This window comes from Nocardiopsis tropica, assembly GCF_042660575.1.
GTDB lineage: Bacteria > Actinomycetota > Actinomycetes > Streptosporangiales > Streptosporangiaceae > Nocardiopsis > Nocardiopsis tropica.
This window is the reverse complement of the sequence record NZ_JBHSUF010000007.1, coordinates 205,037-220,736: the sequence shown is the minus strand read 5'-3', so window position 1 is coordinate 220,736 and position 15,700 is coordinate 205,037. Positions and strand designations below refer to the sequence as shown.

12 protein-coding genes and 1 riboswitch are annotated in these 15,700 nt (G+C 73.2%); of the genes, 9 read left to right on the top strand and 3 right to left on the bottom strand.

Features of this window, described 5'->3' with window-relative positions; translation table 11 throughout:
* The first annotated feature begins 1 nt into the window (after position 1).
* From nuoL to ACFQBR_RS13520, 4 genes are all read left to right on the top strand, one after another.
* Positions 2–1,945: an NADH-quinone oxidoreductase subunit L gene (gene nuoL / locus ACFQBR_RS13535; RefSeq protein WP_267950533.1), complete on the top strand. Its 1,944-nt coding sequence runs from the start codon at positions 2–4 to the stop codon at positions 1,943–1,945.
* A gap of 3 nt (positions 1,946–1,948) precedes the next feature.
* On the top strand, positions 1,949–3,607 hold the full coding sequence (locus ACFQBR_RS13530) for an NADH-quinone oxidoreductase subunit M (RefSeq protein ID WP_267946783.1): 1,659 nt from the start codon (positions 1,949–1,951) through the stop codon (positions 3,605–3,607).
* Positions 3,604–5,256, top strand: a complete 1,653-nt coding sequence (gene nuoN / locus ACFQBR_RS13525) for an NADH-quinone oxidoreductase subunit NuoN (protein ID WP_378553482.1) — start codon at positions 3,604–3,606, stop codon at positions 5,254–5,256. The genes ACFQBR_RS13530 and nuoN overlap by 4 nt, the downstream gene beginning before the upstream one ends.
* 217 nt (positions 5,257–5,473) lie before the next feature.
* Positions 5,474–6,478 carry a polyprenyl synthetase family protein gene (locus ACFQBR_RS13520; protein WP_267946782.1) on the top strand — a complete coding sequence of 335 codons (1,005 nt, stop codon included), beginning with the start codon at positions 5,474–5,476 and terminating at the stop codon, positions 6,476–6,478.
* Positions 6,479–6,741: 263 nt separating this feature from the next.
* On the opposite strand, the gene ACFQBR_RS13515 is transcribed toward ACFQBR_RS13520, so the two are convergent.
* From ACFQBR_RS13515 to rarD, 3 genes are all read right to left on the bottom strand, one after another.
* Entirely contained in the window at positions 6,742–7,875 is a 1,134-nt protein-coding gene (locus ACFQBR_RS13515) for a hypothetical protein (RefSeq protein ID WP_344177205.1), read from the bottom strand.
* A gap of 208 nt (positions 7,876–8,083) precedes the next feature.
* Entirely contained in the window at positions 8,084–9,025 is a 942-nt protein-coding gene (locus ACFQBR_RS13510) for a flagellar associated protein (protein WP_378553478.1), read from the bottom strand.
* Between the two features lie 122 nt (positions 9,026–9,147).
* The gene (gene rarD, locus ACFQBR_RS13505) at positions 9,148–10,125 is read right to left on the bottom strand and encodes an EamA family transporter RarD (protein ID WP_267946779.1); all 978 of its coding nucleotides are present in this window, start codon (positions 10,123–10,125) and stop codon (positions 9,148–9,150) included.
* Between the two features lie 298 nt (positions 10,126–10,423).
* Here rarD and msrA point away from each other — a divergent pair, with 298 nt between their 5' ends.
* The 5 genes from msrA to ACFQBR_RS13480 all read left to right on the top strand — a co-directional run bounded on the left by msrA (position 10,424) and on the right by ACFQBR_RS13480 (position 15,696).
* Entirely contained in the window at positions 10,424–11,080 is a 657-nt protein-coding gene (msrA, locus tag ACFQBR_RS13500) for a peptide-methionine (S)-S-oxide reductase MsrA (protein WP_344177210.1), read from the top strand.
* A gap of 282 nt (positions 11,081–11,362) precedes the next feature.
* Positions 11,363–12,445 (top strand): alpha/beta fold hydrolase, encoded by a 1,083-nt coding sequence (locus ACFQBR_RS13495; RefSeq protein WP_344177213.1) that lies wholly within the window; start codon positions 11,363–11,365, stop codon positions 12,443–12,445.
* Positions 12,446–12,539: 94 nt separating this feature from the next.
* Positions 12,540–12,749: riboswitch (cobalamin riboswitch) on the top strand.
* Between the two features lie 60 nt (positions 12,750–12,809).
* Positions 12,810–13,868 (top strand): ABC transporter substrate-binding protein, encoded by a 1,059-nt coding sequence (locus tag ACFQBR_RS13490; protein WP_344177215.1) that lies wholly within the window; start codon positions 12,810–12,812, stop codon positions 13,866–13,868.
* Positions 13,865–14,881 (top strand): FecCD family ABC transporter permease, encoded by a 1,017-nt coding sequence (locus tag ACFQBR_RS13485; protein WP_344177217.1) that lies wholly within the window; start codon positions 13,865–13,867, stop codon positions 14,879–14,881. Before ACFQBR_RS13490 ends, ACFQBR_RS13485 begins: the two co-directional genes overlap by 4 nt.
* The gene (locus tag ACFQBR_RS13480; RefSeq protein WP_344177220.1) at positions 14,878–15,696 is read left to right on the top strand and encodes an ABC transporter ATP-binding protein; all 819 of its coding nucleotides are present in this window, start codon (positions 14,878–14,880) and stop codon (positions 15,694–15,696) included. Before ACFQBR_RS13485 ends, ACFQBR_RS13480 begins: the two co-directional genes overlap by 4 nt.
* The last annotated feature ends 4 nt before the right edge of the window (positions 15,697–15,700 follow it).

Sequence of the window (15,700 nt, the reverse complement as noted above, 5' to 3'; positions counted from 1 at the left end):
AGTGACATCTCACGCGTACCTCGCCGCCGAACCCGCGGTGGCGACCGCCGCCGACAGCGCGGTGCTGTCGAACGCCTGGCTGCTGATCGCCCTGCCGCTCGCGGGCGCGGCGATCCTGCTGCTCGGGGGGAGGCGAACCGACAAGTGGGGGCCCTGGCTGGCCACGGCCCTCCCGGTCGCCGCCTTCGCCTGGGCGCTCCTGGCCCTGTTCGACCTCCTGGGCCGGGGCGCCGACGCCCGCAGCGTCGCCGTCCCCGTCTACCAGTGGTTCGCCGTCGGCGACTTCTCCGCCGGGGTGGACCTCCTGGTCGACCCGCTCTCGATCAGCTTCGTCCTGCTGATCACCTTCGTCGGCTCCCTGATCCACATCTACTCCCTCGGCTACATGTCCGAGGACCCCGGCAAACGGCGGTTCTTCGCCTACCTCAACCTGTTCGTCGCCGCCATGCTCGTGCTGGTGCTCGCGGACAACTTCGTCCTGCTGTTCCTCGGCTGGGAGGGCGTCGGCCTCGCGTCCTACCTGCTCATCGGGTTCTGGCAGTACAAGCCGACCGCGGCCACCGCCGCCAAGAAGGCGTTCCTGATCAACCGGGTCGGCGACATCGGCCTGCTGGTCGCCATCATGATCATGTTCACGGCGCTGGGCGCGGTCAGCTTCAGCGACGTGTTCGCGGCCGTCCCCGGGGCCGGCGACGGCGTCCTGCTCGCCGTCGGGCTGCTACTGCTCCTCGGCGCGTGCGGCAAGTCCGCGCAGCTTCCCCTCCAGGCCTGGCTCCTCGACGCCATGGAGGGCCCCACCCCGGTGTCCGCGCTCATCCACGCGGCCACCATGGTCACCGCGGGCGTGTACCTCATCGTGCGCGCCGGGCCCGTCTTCGAGGCCGCGCCCGTCGCCCAGACGGTCGTCACCGTCGTGGGCGCCGCGACCATGATCGCGGGCGGGATCATCGCCTCGGCCAAGGACGACATCAAGAAGTCCCTCGCCGGGTCCACGATGAGCCAGATCGGCATGATGGTCCTCGCCGCCGGGCTCGGCCCCGTCGGCTACGTGGCCGCCATCGCCCACCTGGTCACGCACGGCTTCTTCAAGGCCGGGCTGTTCCTCGGCGCCGGATCGGTCATGCACGCCATGAACGACGGCGTGGACATGCGCCGGTACGGGGCGCTCCGCAAGGCCATGCCGGTCACGTTCGCGACCTTCGGCCTCGGCTACCTCGCCATCATCGGGTTCCCGCTGCTGTCCGGCTGGTGGACCAAGGAGAGCATCATCTCCGCGGCCTTCGGCGTCGGCGGCACCCGGGGCCTGGTCCTCGGCACCGCCGTCATCGTCGGCGCCGCGCTCACCGCCTTCTACATGTCGCGGATGGTCTTCATGACCTTCTTCGGCGAGAAGCGCTGGGAGGAGGGCGTGCACCCGCACGAGTCGCCGGTCAGCATGACCGCTCCCATGGTGGTGCTGGCGATCGGCTCCGTCGCCCTGGGCGCGTTCATGACCCTCGGCGACCGGTTCGCGAACTTCCTGGCCCCGAGCATCGGGGCCCACCCGCACCACTTCGACGTGGCGCACGCGTTCACCGCCCCCTACGGGATCGCGGCCCTGGCCGTGATGGCGGGCGGTGTTGCCCTCGCCTGGGTGGTCTACCTGCGCAGGCCGGTGGCGAGGACCGCGCCCAAGGCCAACCTCGTCACCGCCTTCGCGCGTGAGGAGCTGTACGGAAACCAGATCAACGAAGGCCTGCTGATGCGGCCCGGACAGGTCCTGACCAAGGTCCTGCTCGTGGTCGAGGACAAGATCATCGACGGCGCGGTCAACGGGCTCGGCACGGGTGTGCGCGACTCCTCCCGCGGACTGGGCAGGGCGCAGACCGGCTTCGCCCGGACGTACGCGCTCACGATGCTCCTCGGCGCCGTCATCGTCGCCGCGACGCTGGCTGTGAGGTTCTAGACAATGATCCCCTGGCTCACTATCGCGATCGCGCTCCCCGTGATCGGCGCGGCCGTCATCTGGGCGCTGCCGCGCGTGAAGACGTCACAGGCCGCCGCCCCCGCGGAGGCCTCCGCGGGCGCCGCGGCCACGGCCGGGGCCGCTGCGGCCACGGCCACCAGGGCCCCGGCGGCCACCGCCGCGGGGGCCGCCGGGTCGCCCGCCGGGACCGCCAAGCGGGTCGCGCTCGGCTTCTCGGTGCTCACCCTCGTCGTCCTCGCCGCCATGGCGCTGAGGTTCGACACGTCCGCGGCGGGCGGCCTCCAGTTCGAGGAGGTCTACCCCTGGATCCCGCGCTTCGGCGTCCACTTCGCGCTCGGCGTCGACGGGATCGCGCTGACGCTGATCCTGATGTCGGCGGTCCTGGTGCCGCTCGTCATCCTCGCGGCCTGGAACGAGAACGAGGACAGGGAGGACGGCGGACGCGGCTACTTCGCGCTCATCCTGGTGCTCGAAGCCATGATGATCGGTGTCTTCGCGGCCACCGACGTGTTCCTGTTCTACGTGTTCTTCGAGGCCATGCTCATCCCGGTCTACTTCATGATCGGCCGGTACGGGCGAGGTGAGGACAGGGCCAAGGCGGCCGTCAAGTTCCTGCTGTACAGCCTCGCCGGCGGGCTGATCATGCTGGTCGCGGTGATCGGCGTGTACGTCATCGGCGGGACCTTCCTGTGGACCGACCTCGTGGGCGAGGGCAGCGCCCTCGCGGCGGTCGACCCGGGCACCGCGCGGTGGCTCTTCCTCGGCTTCTTCATCGCCTTCGCCATCAAGGCGCCGATGTGGCCCGTGCACACCTGGCTGCCCTCGGCGGCGGGGGCCTCGCGCCCCGGCACCGCCGTGCTGCTCGTCGGCGTGCTCGACAAGGTCGGCACCTACGGCATGCTCCGCTACTGCCTGGAGCTGTTCCCGTCCGCGGTCTCGTGGTTCGTGTGGCCGGTGGTCGCACTGAGCCTGGTGAGCATCGTCTACGGCGCGATCCTCGCCATCGGGCAGAGCGACATGATGCGCCTGGTCGCGTACACGTCCGTGTCCCACTTCGGGTTCATCACCCTGGGCATCTTCGCCCTGACGCCGCAGGCGCAGGCCGGAGCCGCCCTCTACATGGTCAACCACGGGTTCGCGACCGGCGCGCTGTTCCTCGTCGTGGGCTTCCTCGTCGCGCGGCGCGGGTCGTCGCTCATCGAGGACTACGGCGGCGTCCAGAAGGTCGCGCCCAAGCTCGCCGGGGTGTTCCTGGTCGCCGGCCTCGCGGGCCTGGCGCTGCCCGGCCTCGCCCCGTTCGTCAGCGAGTTCCTCGTGTTCGTCGGGGTGTACGCGTTCCACCCCGCCCCCGCGGTCATCGCCGCGTCCGGCGTCGTCCTGGCCGCGCTCTACATCCTGTGGATGTACCAGCGCACCATGACCGGCGAGACCCCGGCCCGGCTGTCCGGACTGCGGGACCTGTCCGGGCGCGAGATGTGGGCGGTCGCCCCGCTGCTCGCGCTCATCATCGCGTTCGGCCTCTACCCCCAGCCCCTGCTCAACGTGATCAACCCCGCCGTCGAGCGCACCGTGGAGGTCGGGACCGCCGACACCGCGGGCGCCGGGGCGGACGGGGCCTCTGAGGAAGGAGGCGAGGAGTGATCCCCCACATGGACCTCCCCGTCGTCACCGAGGGACCGCCGGAGATCAACTGGTGGCTGCTCGCCCCGCTGCTCACGCTGTTCGCGGCGGGCGTCCTGGGCGTGCTGTTCGAGGCGTTCGTGCCGGCCAGGCGCAGGCGCCGCCTCCAGATCGGGCTGGCGGCGCTCGCGCTGCTGGCCGCGTTCGTGCTGCTCGTGCTCCAGATCGGCACCCTCCCCGAGGGGCAGGCCGGGGTGACCGTCGCCGCCGGCGTGCTCGCCGTGGACCGTACGGTGATCTTCTTCCAGGGCACCATCACCGTGCTCGCGCTGATCAGCCTGCTGCTCATCGCCGAGAACCGGGACGGCCGGGACGCGTTCGCCGCCCAGGCCGCCACCGTCCCCGGCAGCGAGGAGGAGCGCGCGCACATCCTGGCGGGCTCCCAGCACACCGAGGTGTACCCGCTGGTCATGTTCGCCGTGCTGGGGATGCTGATGTTCCCCGCCTCGAACGACTTCCTGACGATGTTCATCGCCCTGGAGGTCATGAGCCTCCCGCTGTACCTGCTGTGCGGGCTCGCGAGGCGGCGGCGCCTGTTCTCCCAGGAGGCCGCGGTCAAGTACTTCCTGCTCGGCGCGTTCTCGTCGGCGTTCTTCCTGTTCGGCATCGCCCTCGTCTACGGGTACGCCGGATCGGTGAACTTCGGCACGATCAGGGCGGCCGTGGAGGCCGGCGGGGCCGAGATCTTCCAGGGCGAGGGGGGCGACGGCGAACCGCTCCTGCTGATGGGCATCGGCCTCGTCGCCATCGGACTGCTGTTCAAGGTCGGCGCCGTCCCCTTCCACAACTGGAAGCCCGACGTCTACCAGGGCGCCCCGACCCCCATCACCGCGCTGATGGCCTCCTGCACGCTGGTCGCCGCGTTCGGCGCCCTGCTGCGGGTGTTCTTCGTGCCGTTCGGCACCTCGGCGGCCAGCTGGGAGCCGATGCTGTGGGCGGTCGCGGTGCTGACGATGGTGGCCGCCGCGGTCATCGCCGTCACCCAGCGGGACATCAAGCGCCTGCTGGCGTACTCGTCGGTCGTGCACGCCGGGTTCATCCTGACGGCGGTCGTGGCCAACAGCACCGACGGGCTCGCGGGCGCCATGTTCTACCTGGCGGCCTACGGGTTCACGACCCTGGGCGCGTTCGCGGTGGTGACCCTGGTGCGCACCAAGGACGGCGGGCAGGAGCTCGGCGACCTGGAGCGGTGGGCCGGGCTCGGACGCCGCTCCCCGGCGCTCGCCGGTGCGCTCGCCCTGTTCCTGCTGGCCTTCGCCGGTATCCCGCTGACCAGCGGTTTCATCGGCAAGTTCGCGGTGTTCGAGGCGGCGGTCGCGGCCGGGGCCACGCCCCTGGTGGTCGTGGGCGTGCTCAGCAGCGCGGTGACCGCGTTCTTCTACGTGCGGATCATCGTTGTGATGTTCTTCCGGGATCCGGAGGGCGACGGCCCGACCGTGGTGCGCGCGGGCGCGGCCACCGGCGGGGTCATCACGATCGGGGTGGCGGCCACGCTGCTCCTCGGCCTGTACCCCGGTCCGGTGCTGGACCACCTGCTGCCGTCCTCCGAGACGGGCCCGGAACCGGTCGCCGTCATGGTGGACCAGGCCTCCACGGACACCGACGGGTGAACACCGCCGGTCAGAGATCCGGATCGCCCGTGAAACCCGGGTGATCCGGATCCGGCCGCCGTGTACCCGGGTGTGGCTTTGGCTGAGCATTCCGGGTCGGATACCGTGGCAAGTCGGATCATGTTCATGTGCTGAGCACGCGGCGGCCCCCGGGCCTCCTTCCGAGGGTCTCCCCGAGAGGCCGCCGACGTGCCCGTTCAACAGGTGGAGCTTTACGGTGAGCGGTGCTGTCCCGAGCGGGTTTCTCGCTCTGCCGAGAGTCGACCCGACCCTCGCCCGGGAGGTCCAGGACAACCTCGAGAAGGTCGAGGACCTGCTCCGGGACTCTGTGGCCTCCAGTGACCCCCTGCTGTCCGAGGCGGCGTCCCACCTGCTCGCCGCGGGCGGCAAGCGGTTCCGGGCCACCCTCGTGCTCCTCGCGGCCCACTTCGGCGACCCCACGGTCCCCGACCTCATCCCCGCCGCGTCCGTCGTGGAGCTGACCCACGTGGCCACCCTCTACCACGACGACGTCATGGACGAGGCGGAGATGCGCCGGGGCGAGCCCAGCGCCAACCAGCGCTGGGGCAACAGCATCGCCATCCTCACCGGCGACTACGTGTTCGCCAAGGCCTCCGAGATGCTCGCCGACCTGGGCACCGAGGCCGTCCGGCTCCAGGCGGTCACCTTCGGCCGCCTCGTCCAGGGCCAGATCCTGGAGACCTCCGGACCCAGCGAGGGCACCGACCCCCTGGACCACTACCTGCGGGTCATCAGCGACAAGACCGCCTCGCTCATCGCCTCCTCGGCGGAGTTCGGCGGCATGTTCGGCAAGGTCGACCCGGAGACCATCGGGACCCTCACCCGGGCGTGCGACGCGCTCGGCATGGCCTTCCAGCTCTCCGACGACATCCTGGACGTCGCCAGCGAGAGCACCGACTCCGGCAAGACGCCGGGCACGGACCTGCGCGAGGGCGTGCTCACCCTGCCGATGTTCTACGCGCTGCGCTCGCAGGACCCCGCCGACGCGCGGCTCCGGTCGCTCCTCGGCCGCCCGCTGGGCGACGAGGAGGCCGAGGAGGCGCTCAAGCTGCTGCGCGTCCACCCGGCCATGGCGGAGGCGGAGGCCACCCTGAGGGGCTGGGCCGACAAGTCCCGCGGAGAGCTGGCCACGCTCCCGGAGGGACCGGCCAGGAATGCCTTCGAGGCGCTCTGCGACTACGTGGTCGAGCGCTCCGGCTGACACCGGGACGCCGGGCGGCCGCCCCCCGTGACCCCGGCCCCATCGGAGGCCGGACGCGGCGCGGCGCCGCCCCGGGAGGGGACGGCGCCGGCGGTCGGGCGGTCCGGTCGGGCGGCGCGGTGGCCCGAGGGGTTCCCAGACCCGCCCCTCTCGGCAACGTCCCCCGTACCCGCGGCCCGCAGGGCGTCGAGCCCGTCCGCAGGTCCTGGTCCGTCGGGGCAGGTCCCCCTCGGGTCGCACCGGTCACCGTCCCGGACGGCCCGCTAGCTGATGACGGGAAGCGCCTCGGAGCCCGGCAGCTGGGTGAAGGTCGGGTGCTGGACCATGTTCGCGGGGACCTCCTGCTCCTTGGTCCCCCCGTCGATCGACACGATGTCGCTGGTGTCGATGTCGTTCAGCAGGTCGGTGCCCCGGCCCAGGCTCGCCACGAGCTCCTCCGCGGTCTCCGTGTTCGCGCCCTCCACCAGGGTGGGCAGGCCCGTGTCGGCGGCGGCCCGGGGCAGCGCCTCGGCGGCCTGCGGCAGGGCCTCGGCGGCCTGCGGCAGCGCCTCGTCCACCGGGGCGATGCCGGTGCCCGTGATGCGGGGCACGCCGGCGTCGGCCAGCGGGCCGCCCAGCCCCAGGACTGTCGTGCCCTCGGGGGCGGAGAACACGGTGTCGGTCAGGCCGGCCAGGGGCTCCACGGGGGCGCTCTGCCGGACGGTGCCCCGGCCCAGCGGGGCCACGACCTCGTCCAGGACGATGCTCCCGTTCCCGGTCAGGGCGGTCAGGTCCGAGGGGTCGGGCAGCTCGGCGGCCTGCGGCAGCGTGGTGAGTTCGCGCGTGCCCGGCAGCTCGATCCGGTCGCGCAGGGCGTAGGTGGCCTCCACGGTGTGCGGCACCACCTCGACGAGGGTCGCCTCGGCCTCGGACCCGACGCCCCGCGCGGTGTCCTCCAGCACCCCCCCGGCCGCCACGGCGCGCTCCTCCACGACGGCGCCCGCGGTGTGGCCGACGGTGTCGTGGGGGTTCCCGTCCAGCCCCGTGGCGTCCTGGGCGCCGGACACGGTGTCGGCCAGGGCGGGGACGGGGTTGGGGACGGTCCCGACCGGGGTGGCGACGTCCGTGCCCCGGGGCAGCGGCGCGGAGAGGTCGGGGGCGGGCCGGTCCGGGTTGTGCGCGCTGTCCTGGAGCTCGGACAGGGCGGTGCCCGCGATGGGGCCGACCCCTCCGGGGGCCAGGCTGTTCACGGTGGGGGCGACGCCCTCCACCAGGGCCCGCTCGACGAGCGGCGTGATCTCGCGGACGGGGGAGTCGAGTCCCTCGGCGCCCGCGATCCCGGCGCCGAGGGCGACGAAGCCCGCGGTGCCCGCGGCGAGCAGGACGGCCCTGGCTGAGATTCGCTTGGCCTGCGTCATGGAATTCCTTCCGGAAGCTGTGGTCGGTGCATTCGTGGAAGCCGTGCGCCCGGGGCGCCGACGACCTGGGCCGGAGGTGGACCACCGGCTGACATGAATCACGTGAACGGCGGCACGGGACTCAGGTCAGCTCCCAGGAGGTGCGGCGGGGACGCCGCGCTGGGAACGGTCCGCGCGCGGGAAAGGGACACCGCGCGGTGGGACCGCCCTAGTCGGGGGAGACGGTGGGGTCGTCGCTGGGACCGCTCGGCACGGGGTGCAGCGAGCGGGAGGCCAGGAGCACGGCGGAGGCCGCGGGAGCGGTGACGGGCGGGGCCGTGAGGTAGCCGGCGACCGCGGGGGCGGCGCCGCCCGCGGGCGCGGCGGAGCCGGTGGCCAGCTGGGCGGAGGGCGCCGTCGCGGAGGAGGCGCCGGTGTCACCGGGCTCCCCGTCCGCCTCGGCGGAGGGGACCTCGACGGCGGGTGCGGCGGACGGTGCGAAGGCGTACACGGGCCCGTGCCCGCCGGGGGTCCCGGCGGAGGCGGACGGGGCGTCATGGCGCCCGTTCCGCCCACGGGCGTGGTCGGCGGATTCCGGCTCCCCCCCGCGGGCCCGGGCCCCACCCGGGGCCGGGGCGTCCTGGACGCCGGACACGGCGTCGACGGCGGGGGAGAGGAGGTTCTGGGCGGTGTCCCGACGGGTCCGGTCGAGGTCCCCGACCACCCGGCGGGCCCCTTCGCGGAGCTCGTCCACCGGCCAGCCGGGATCGTCCAGGAGCCCGGCCGCGTCGTCCCCGTCATGGCGGCCCAGGCCCTGGTGGACGGTGCCGAGGGTCCGGGAGACCGGTTCGGCGACCCGCTCCGGGACGACCTCGTCGAGGGAGCCGGGGCGGTCGAGCCCGAGCGCGCCGGCGTTCCCCAGCGCGTCCGCGCCGGTGCCGCCGAGCGCGGCGCCGGTCCCGGTGAGCGCGCCCGTCCCGGTCCGCGCGAGGGCCCCGGTCCCGTCGAGGGCGCCGCCGAGGGCGTCCGCGTGGACGGGTGAGGCCCCGAAGAGCCACAGGGTGGTGAGGAACGCCCCCACGAGGAGCGGCAGGCCGAGCAGGGAGGGGCTCATGGAGCACGCGGCCGAGGCGACGCGCATGGCGCGGGCCGTTCGGCTGGTGCGGGGCATGAGGGACCCTCCGGGACGTGCTGCCTGGTCGGAACCGGTACGGTGACCGGTTCGCGACCTGACGTTAGCACAGTGTCACGCAGGGTAGTTTGTGTTCTCCGAAACGGGGAAATCCGTCCGGGTCACTCCTCGTTGTCCGGTCGGGCGTGCTTCTCGGGCTCCCTCTCCCGTTCGGCCTCCTGCGCCATGAGGTCCAGCCTGGCCCTGGTCCGTGCACGGGAGCGTGAGCGGACGCCGCTCAGCTGGTCGAGGGCGAACACGCACAGCGCCGACCAGACCAGGGCGAAGCCGATCCAGCGGGCGAGCGGCATCTCCTCGCCCTGGACGAGCCAGCCGATGAAGAACATCATGGTCGGGGCGATGTACTGGAGCATGCCGATGATGCTCAGGGGCACCTGGCGGGCGGCCACGCCGAAGAGCAGCAGGGGCAGGGCGGTCACGAACCCGCCGCCGACCAGCAGCGCCGTGTGGGCGGGCGACACCGAGAACGCGGTCCCGGCCCCCGTGGCCTCCAGGTAGACCACGAAGCCCAGCGCCGGCAGGAACATCACCAGCGTCTCGACGGTCAGGCTCTGCATCCCGTCGAGGTCGACGTACTTCTTGACCGCGCCGTACGCGGCGAACGAGGAGGCCATGAGCAGCGCGAGCCACGGCGTCACGCCGTAGCCGACCGTCATCACGGCCACGGCGAGGACGCCCAGGCCGACCGCCACCCACTGGGCCGTGCGCAGCCGCTCGGAGAACAGCAGCACCCCCAGGCACACCGACATCAGGGGGTTGATGAAGTACGCCAGGGAGGCCTGGAGGGTCTGCTCCACGGAGACGGAGTAGATGAACCCCCACCAGTTGAGGGAGATCAGGACGGCCGCGGCGGCGACGGGCAGGAGGCGCCGGGGGCTGCGGAGCACGGCGGGGAGCCAGGACCAGCCCCGGCGGGCGAACAGGAGGATGACGCACATCGCCAGCAGGGCCCACACCATGCGGTGGGCGAGGATCTCGCTGGGTTCGGAGGCGGAGAGGAACGGCCAGTACAGGGCCGCGAAGCCCCACAGGAGGAAGGCGCTTGCCCCGAGGGCGACGCCGCGGTTGGATTCCGGCACGTACGCAATGGTAGGACGAATCCTCGGGCGTGTCTGCCTCATATCGGGCGATACCCGGACTCGTGAGACGGGTCATGCTCCCAGTGGTCGGGGTGGTCGGGGGGCGCCATCGACCGCCCGCCCGGGCAGACCTTCGACGCCGGGCCGCGGGCGGGGAGGGGGCGCGCCCGTGCCGGGCCGGTCGGGGGGAGGTCCTCCGCGCCGCAGGAAGGGGCCCGCCCGCCCCGGTCGCGGCGGGGTCGTCCACAGGCGGGAACAGGGTCGTGCGCCGCGCCCTCGCCGCGGATAGCCTGGGGTCATGTTCGGGAGAAAAGCGACCATGGTCGACCCAGCGCGTGCCCTGCCCGGCCGGGACACCCCGATGCCGGTGCACGCGGTGCACACCGTGCTCGGCACGCCACTCACCCCGCCCTACCCCGAGGGGAGCGAGATCGCCGACGTGGCGATGGGCTGCTTCTGGGGGGCCGAGCGGATCTTCTGGCGCCTCGGCGCCGAGCGCGGCATCGTCACCACCGCGGTCGGCTACGCGGGCGGCTACACGCCCAACCCCACCTACGAGGAGGTCTGCTCCGGCCTGACCGGGCACACCGAGGTCGTGCGGGTGGTGTTCGATCCCAGCCGGATCACCTACCCGGAGGTCCTCAAGGCCTTCTGGGAGGGCCACGACCCGACCCAGGGGCTGCGCCAGGGCAACGACGTCGGCAGCCAGTACCGCTCGGCGATCTACTACCACGACGAGGCCCAGAAGGCCGTCGCCGAGGCCACGCGCGACGCCTTCCAGCCGGTGCTGACCGCCGCCGGGTACGGCCCGATCACCACCGAGATCGCGCCGCTCAAGGCCTTCTACTTCGCCGAGGAGTACCACCAGCAGTACCTGTCCGACGCCAAGAACCCCAACGGGTACTGCGGCATCGGCGGTACGGGCACCAGCTGCCCCATCGGCGTCGTGGGCTAGCCGTCCGGGACGGGCCCGGCCGCAGGAGCGCGGCCGGGCGGGGTCCCGGTGCGCCGGAGCCGTCCGACCGCGGCCGGGCCCCTGTGTCCGCCTCGGCCCGCGACCGGGTGAGGGGCCTCGCCGTCCCGGGGCCGCGCACGCCAGCGGTCCCGGCCGCCTGCCTCCCCACGGTGTGGAGTTCGCCTTGCCCACGCCCCGGGGCAACTTGCCGGAACCGCAATTTTTAGTGCCATAAGTGGAGATCCTGTCGAGACTGGGCGCACCTCGACAGAAAGAGCCCCCATGAGCACCGACCAAGCGACCACGTCCGGGGACGGCGTCCGCGCCCCCGGACCGACAACCACCCCGCGGCCGTCCCCGTGCGGCCTCCTCCGATCCGCGCGGGCGACGGTGGCCCTCCTGCTCGCCCTCCTGCTCATGGTCGGCGCCGCGGCCTGCGCCACGCCGGCCCCCGAGGAGGAGGTTCCCCCCTACGCGGCCGCCACCCGGGGCGACCCCGAGTTCGAGGGCACGTTCCGGCACGAGTTCGCCGACGTCGACGGGGTCCGCATGCACTACGTGACCGGCGGCAGCGGCACGCCGCTGGTGCTGATCCACGGCTGGCCGCAGACCTGGTACGGCTGGTGGTCGATCATGCCCGAACTCGCCGAGCACCACACCGTCTACGCCGTCGACCTCCCCGGACTGGGCGACAGCGCCGGTTCGCCGACCGGTTACGACAAAGCCACTCTGGCCGGGTACGTACACACCCTGATCGCCGACGAGCTCGGGGTGGACGACGCCGCTGTCGTCGGGCACGACCTCGGAGCCGCGGTGGCCTTCCAGTACGCCGCCCGGTTCCCCGAGGACACCGAACACCTCGGCTACCTCGACCTGCCGCTCCCCGGACCCGGGATCGACGCGTCCGCCTACCGCTCGATGAGCTGGCACATCGCCTTCCACTCCCAGCCCGAGGTCCCCGAGACGGTGGTCGGCGACGACGTCCGCGACTACCTGGCGCTGTTCTACCCCCAGGTCTCCTTCAACGGGACGGCGTTCGGGGGCACCTCGGACCGGTCCCCGTTCACCGAGGCCGAGATCGACGAGTACGCGCGGACCTACTCCAGGCCCGAGGCCCTCACCGGCGGTTTCGACCTCTACCGCACCCTCGACGAGGACGTCCGCGACACCGTTGAGGCGGAACCGGTCGACGTCCCGGCCCTGGTCATGACCGCCCAGGGGCAGCTCGACCCGGTCCGGGCCACCGTGGACACGCGCATGACCGACATCGTGCGCGCGGTGGAGGTGCCGGACGCGGGGCACTGGCTCGTCGAGGAGAACCCCGAGTTCGTCACCGCGGAGCTGCTCCGCTTCCTCGACGGGTGACCCGGCCCCGGGGCGGCGTTCCGGCACGTCGCCAGGGCGCCCGCGCCGGTGCGCCGCCCGGGCCCCGCCCGCCCCGGAGGGCGCGCGGGGCCCTTGGTACCCTTCCGGGGCCAGTCGTACCACCTAGGTGGTCAGGGAATCCGGTGCGAATCCGGAGCTGACGCGCAGCGGTGTGGGGGACGGGCGGGGTACACGAGCCACTGGGGCACGCGCGCGGACGGAAGCGCCCGCGCGCACCGCCCTGGGAAGGCACCCCGTCCGGACGAACCCGAGTCCGAAGACCTGCTGGCCCCTCCGCGTCGAGTGCGCGGAGGCGCATCCATGCCAGGCTCCGCGTTCGAGTCCCGACACCTGAGGCATACCCATGTCGCGCCACGCCCTCCTGTCCTCCGCCCTCCCCTCCCTCGCCCTCCTGCTCGCCCCCGTCCTCGCCCTCACCGCCTGCGGCCCGCAGGACGACCGGGGCGGCGACGGCACCGAAGCGGCCGCCGGGTCCGGCTACCCCCGCACCGTCGACAACTGCGGCCACGAGGTCACCCTCGACGCGCCCCCGCAGCGGGCGGTCTCCCTCAACCAGGGCACCACCGAGATCCTCCTCTCCCTGGGCCTGGAGGACCGGGTGGTCGGCACCGCCACCTGGACCGACCCGATCATGGAGGGCCTGGAGGAGGCCAACGGGGACATCCCGCGGCTGGCCGAGAACAACCCCTCCTTCGAGCGGGTCCTGGAGGCCGAGCCCGACCTCGTGACCGCCTCCTTCGTCTCCACACTCGGCGCCGGCGGGGTCGCCACCCGCGAACAGTTCGAGGAGCTGGGCGTGCCCTCGTACGTCTCCCCGACCGACTGCGCCGCGGGCAAGGACAACGAGGGCGGCGGGGACGGCTCCCGGAGCGAGCCGCTCACCCTGGACGCCGTCTACGGCGAGATCCACGACCTGGCCGAGATCTTCGGCGTGGAGGAACGCGGGGAGGAGCTCGTCGGGGAGCTCCGGGACCGGGTGGGCGCCGCGACCGAGGACCTGGAGGTCGAGGACGTCTCCCTCATGTACTGGTTCGCCAACGCGCAGTCGCCCTACCTCGCGGGCTGCTGCGGCGCCCCCGGCGCCATCACCGGCGCCGTCGGCGCGCAGAACGCCTTCGACGACACCCACAGCGAATGGCCCCAGATCAACTGGGAGACCGTCGCGGACCGCGACCCCGACGTCATCGTGCTCGGCGACCTGACCCGCGACTCCCAGACCGCGGAGAGCGCGGCGGCCAAGATCGAGTTCCTGGAGGACAACCCGGCCACCCGCAACCTCACCGCCGTGCGGGAGGAGCGGTACGTCCTGCTCAGCGGCCAGGCGATGAACCCCTCGATCCGCACGGTCGAGGGCATCGAACTGGTCGCCGACGGCCTGCGCGAGCTCGGGTACGCCCGTTGAGCGGTGCGCGCCCGGCGCTGCTCGTCACCTCCGGCCTGCTGCTCCTCGGCCTGTCGGTCTCGGTCGCCGTCACCATCGGGCCCGCCGACCTCACCCCCGCCGAGGTCTGGAGGTCGGCCGCCGCCCGGTTCGGGTGGGGCGAAAGCCCCCTGACGCGGTTGCGCGAGGGCATCGTGTGGAACCTGCGCATGCCCCGCACCCTGCTCGCCGCGGTCTGCGGGGCCGGCCTGGCCGTGTGCGGCGCGGTCATGCAGTCCCTGCTCCGCAACCCGCTGGCGGACCCCTTCGTGCTCGGGGTCTCCTCCGGCGCCTCCACCGGGGCGGTCCTCGTGACCGTGCTCGGCTGGGGCGCCGGAGCGGTCTCGCTCCCGGCGGGGGCCTTCGCGGGCGCCCTGCTCTCCTTCGGCATGGTGATGCTGCTCAGCCACAGCCTCGGCGGGAGCATGGACCGCGTCGTGCTGTCCGGGGTCGCGGCCATGCAGCTGTTCTCGGCGCTGACCTCGTTCATCGTGCTGACCTCGGCGGACGCCGACACCACGCGCGCGGTGCTGTTCTGGCTGCTGGGCTCCCTCGGCGGCGCCGGATGGACCGACGTGCTCCTGTGCGCCGCGGTGCTGTGCCTCGTGCTCGCCGTCTGCCTCGCCCACACCACCACCCTGGACGCCTTCGCCTTCGGCGAGGAGGCCGCGGCGAACCTGGGCGTCCGGGTGGGCCGGGCCCGCGTGCTGCTGCTGAGCGCCACCGCACTGCTCACGGCGGTGCTGGTCAGCTCCACGGGCGCGATCGGGTTCGTGGGCCTGGTCCTGCCGCACGCCGCACGGGCCCTCACCGGCTCCTCCCACGCCCGGCTGCTGCCGGTCACCGCGCTGGCGGGGGCGGTCTTCCTGGTGTGGGTGGACACGGTCGCCCGGACCGCGCTGGACCCGCAGGAGATCCCGGTGGGGGTGGTCACCTCCCTCATCGGGGTGCCCGCCTTCATCGCCGTGCTGTACCGAGTGAGGAGGAAGACGTGAACCACCCGGTCCGGGACCCGGGGGAGGGGCTGCGCGCCGACCGGGTCAGCCTCGGGATCGGCGGCCGTCTCGTGCTCGACGGCGTCACCCTCGCCACCCGCCCCGGTGAGACCGTCGGCCTGCTGGGACCCAACGGGTCGGGCAAGTCCACCCTGCTGCGGCTGCTCGCCGGGGTGCTCGCCCCCTCCGCCGGGGCGGTCACCCTGGACGGCCGGCCGCTGGACCGGGTCGGCCGCCGGGCCGTGGCACGGCGGGTGGCCACCGTCCAGCAGCAGGCGCACACCCAGACCGAGCTGACGGTCCGCGAGGTGGTGGCCCTGGGACGCATCCCGCACCGCCGGTCCTGGACGCCCATGACCCCGGCCGACCTGGAGGCCGTGGCGCGGGCGCTGGAGCGCACCGGACTGGCGGACCGGGCCGACCAGTCCTGGCACACCCTGTCCGGCGGCGAACGCCAGCGCGCCCAGATCGCCCGGGCCCTGGCCCAGGAACCCGGTGAGCTCCTGCTCGACGAACCCACCAACCACCTCGACATCCAGTACCAGCTCGACCTGATGGAGCTGGTCACGGGCCTGCCGGTGACCACCGTGATCGCCCTGCACGACCTCAACCTGGCGGCGATGTACTGCGACCGCCTGGTCGTGCTCCGGGACGGCCGGGCGGTCGCCGGGGGCACGCCCTCCGAGGTCCTGACCTCCGACCTCATCGGAGAGGTGTACGGGGTCCCGGCCGAGGTCACCCCGGGGGCCGACGGCCCGGTGGTCCGCTTCCTGCGCCGGGGCGCCGTCCCCCCGGGGCGGGCCGACCGCTCCTGACGTC

Excerpts from the sequence above, each read along its gene's own strand:
- ACFQBR_RS13510 (WP_378553478.1), bottom strand. The coding sequence starts at position 9,025 with ATGCCCCGCACCAGCCGAACGGCCCGCGCCATGCGCGTCGCCTCGGCC.
- ACFQBR_RS13530 (WP_267946783.1), top strand. The coding sequence starts at position 1,949 with ATGATCCCCTGGCTCACTATCGCGATCGCGCTCCCCGTGATCGGCGCG.
- msrA (WP_344177210.1), top strand. The coding sequence starts at position 10,424 with ATGTTCGGGAGAAAAGCGACCATGGTCGACCCAGCGCGTGCCCTGCCC.
- ACFQBR_RS13495 (WP_344177213.1), top strand. The coding sequence starts at position 11,363 with ATGAGCACCGACCAAGCGACCACGTCCGGGGACGGCGTCCGCGCCCCC.
- ACFQBR_RS13490 (WP_344177215.1), top strand. The coding sequence starts at position 12,810 with ATGTCGCGCCACGCCCTCCTGTCCTCCGCCCTCCCCTCCCTCGCCCTC.
- ACFQBR_RS13515 (WP_344177205.1), bottom strand. The coding sequence starts at position 7,875 with ATGACGCAGGCCAAGCGAATCTCAGCCAGGGCCGTCCTGCTCGCCGCG.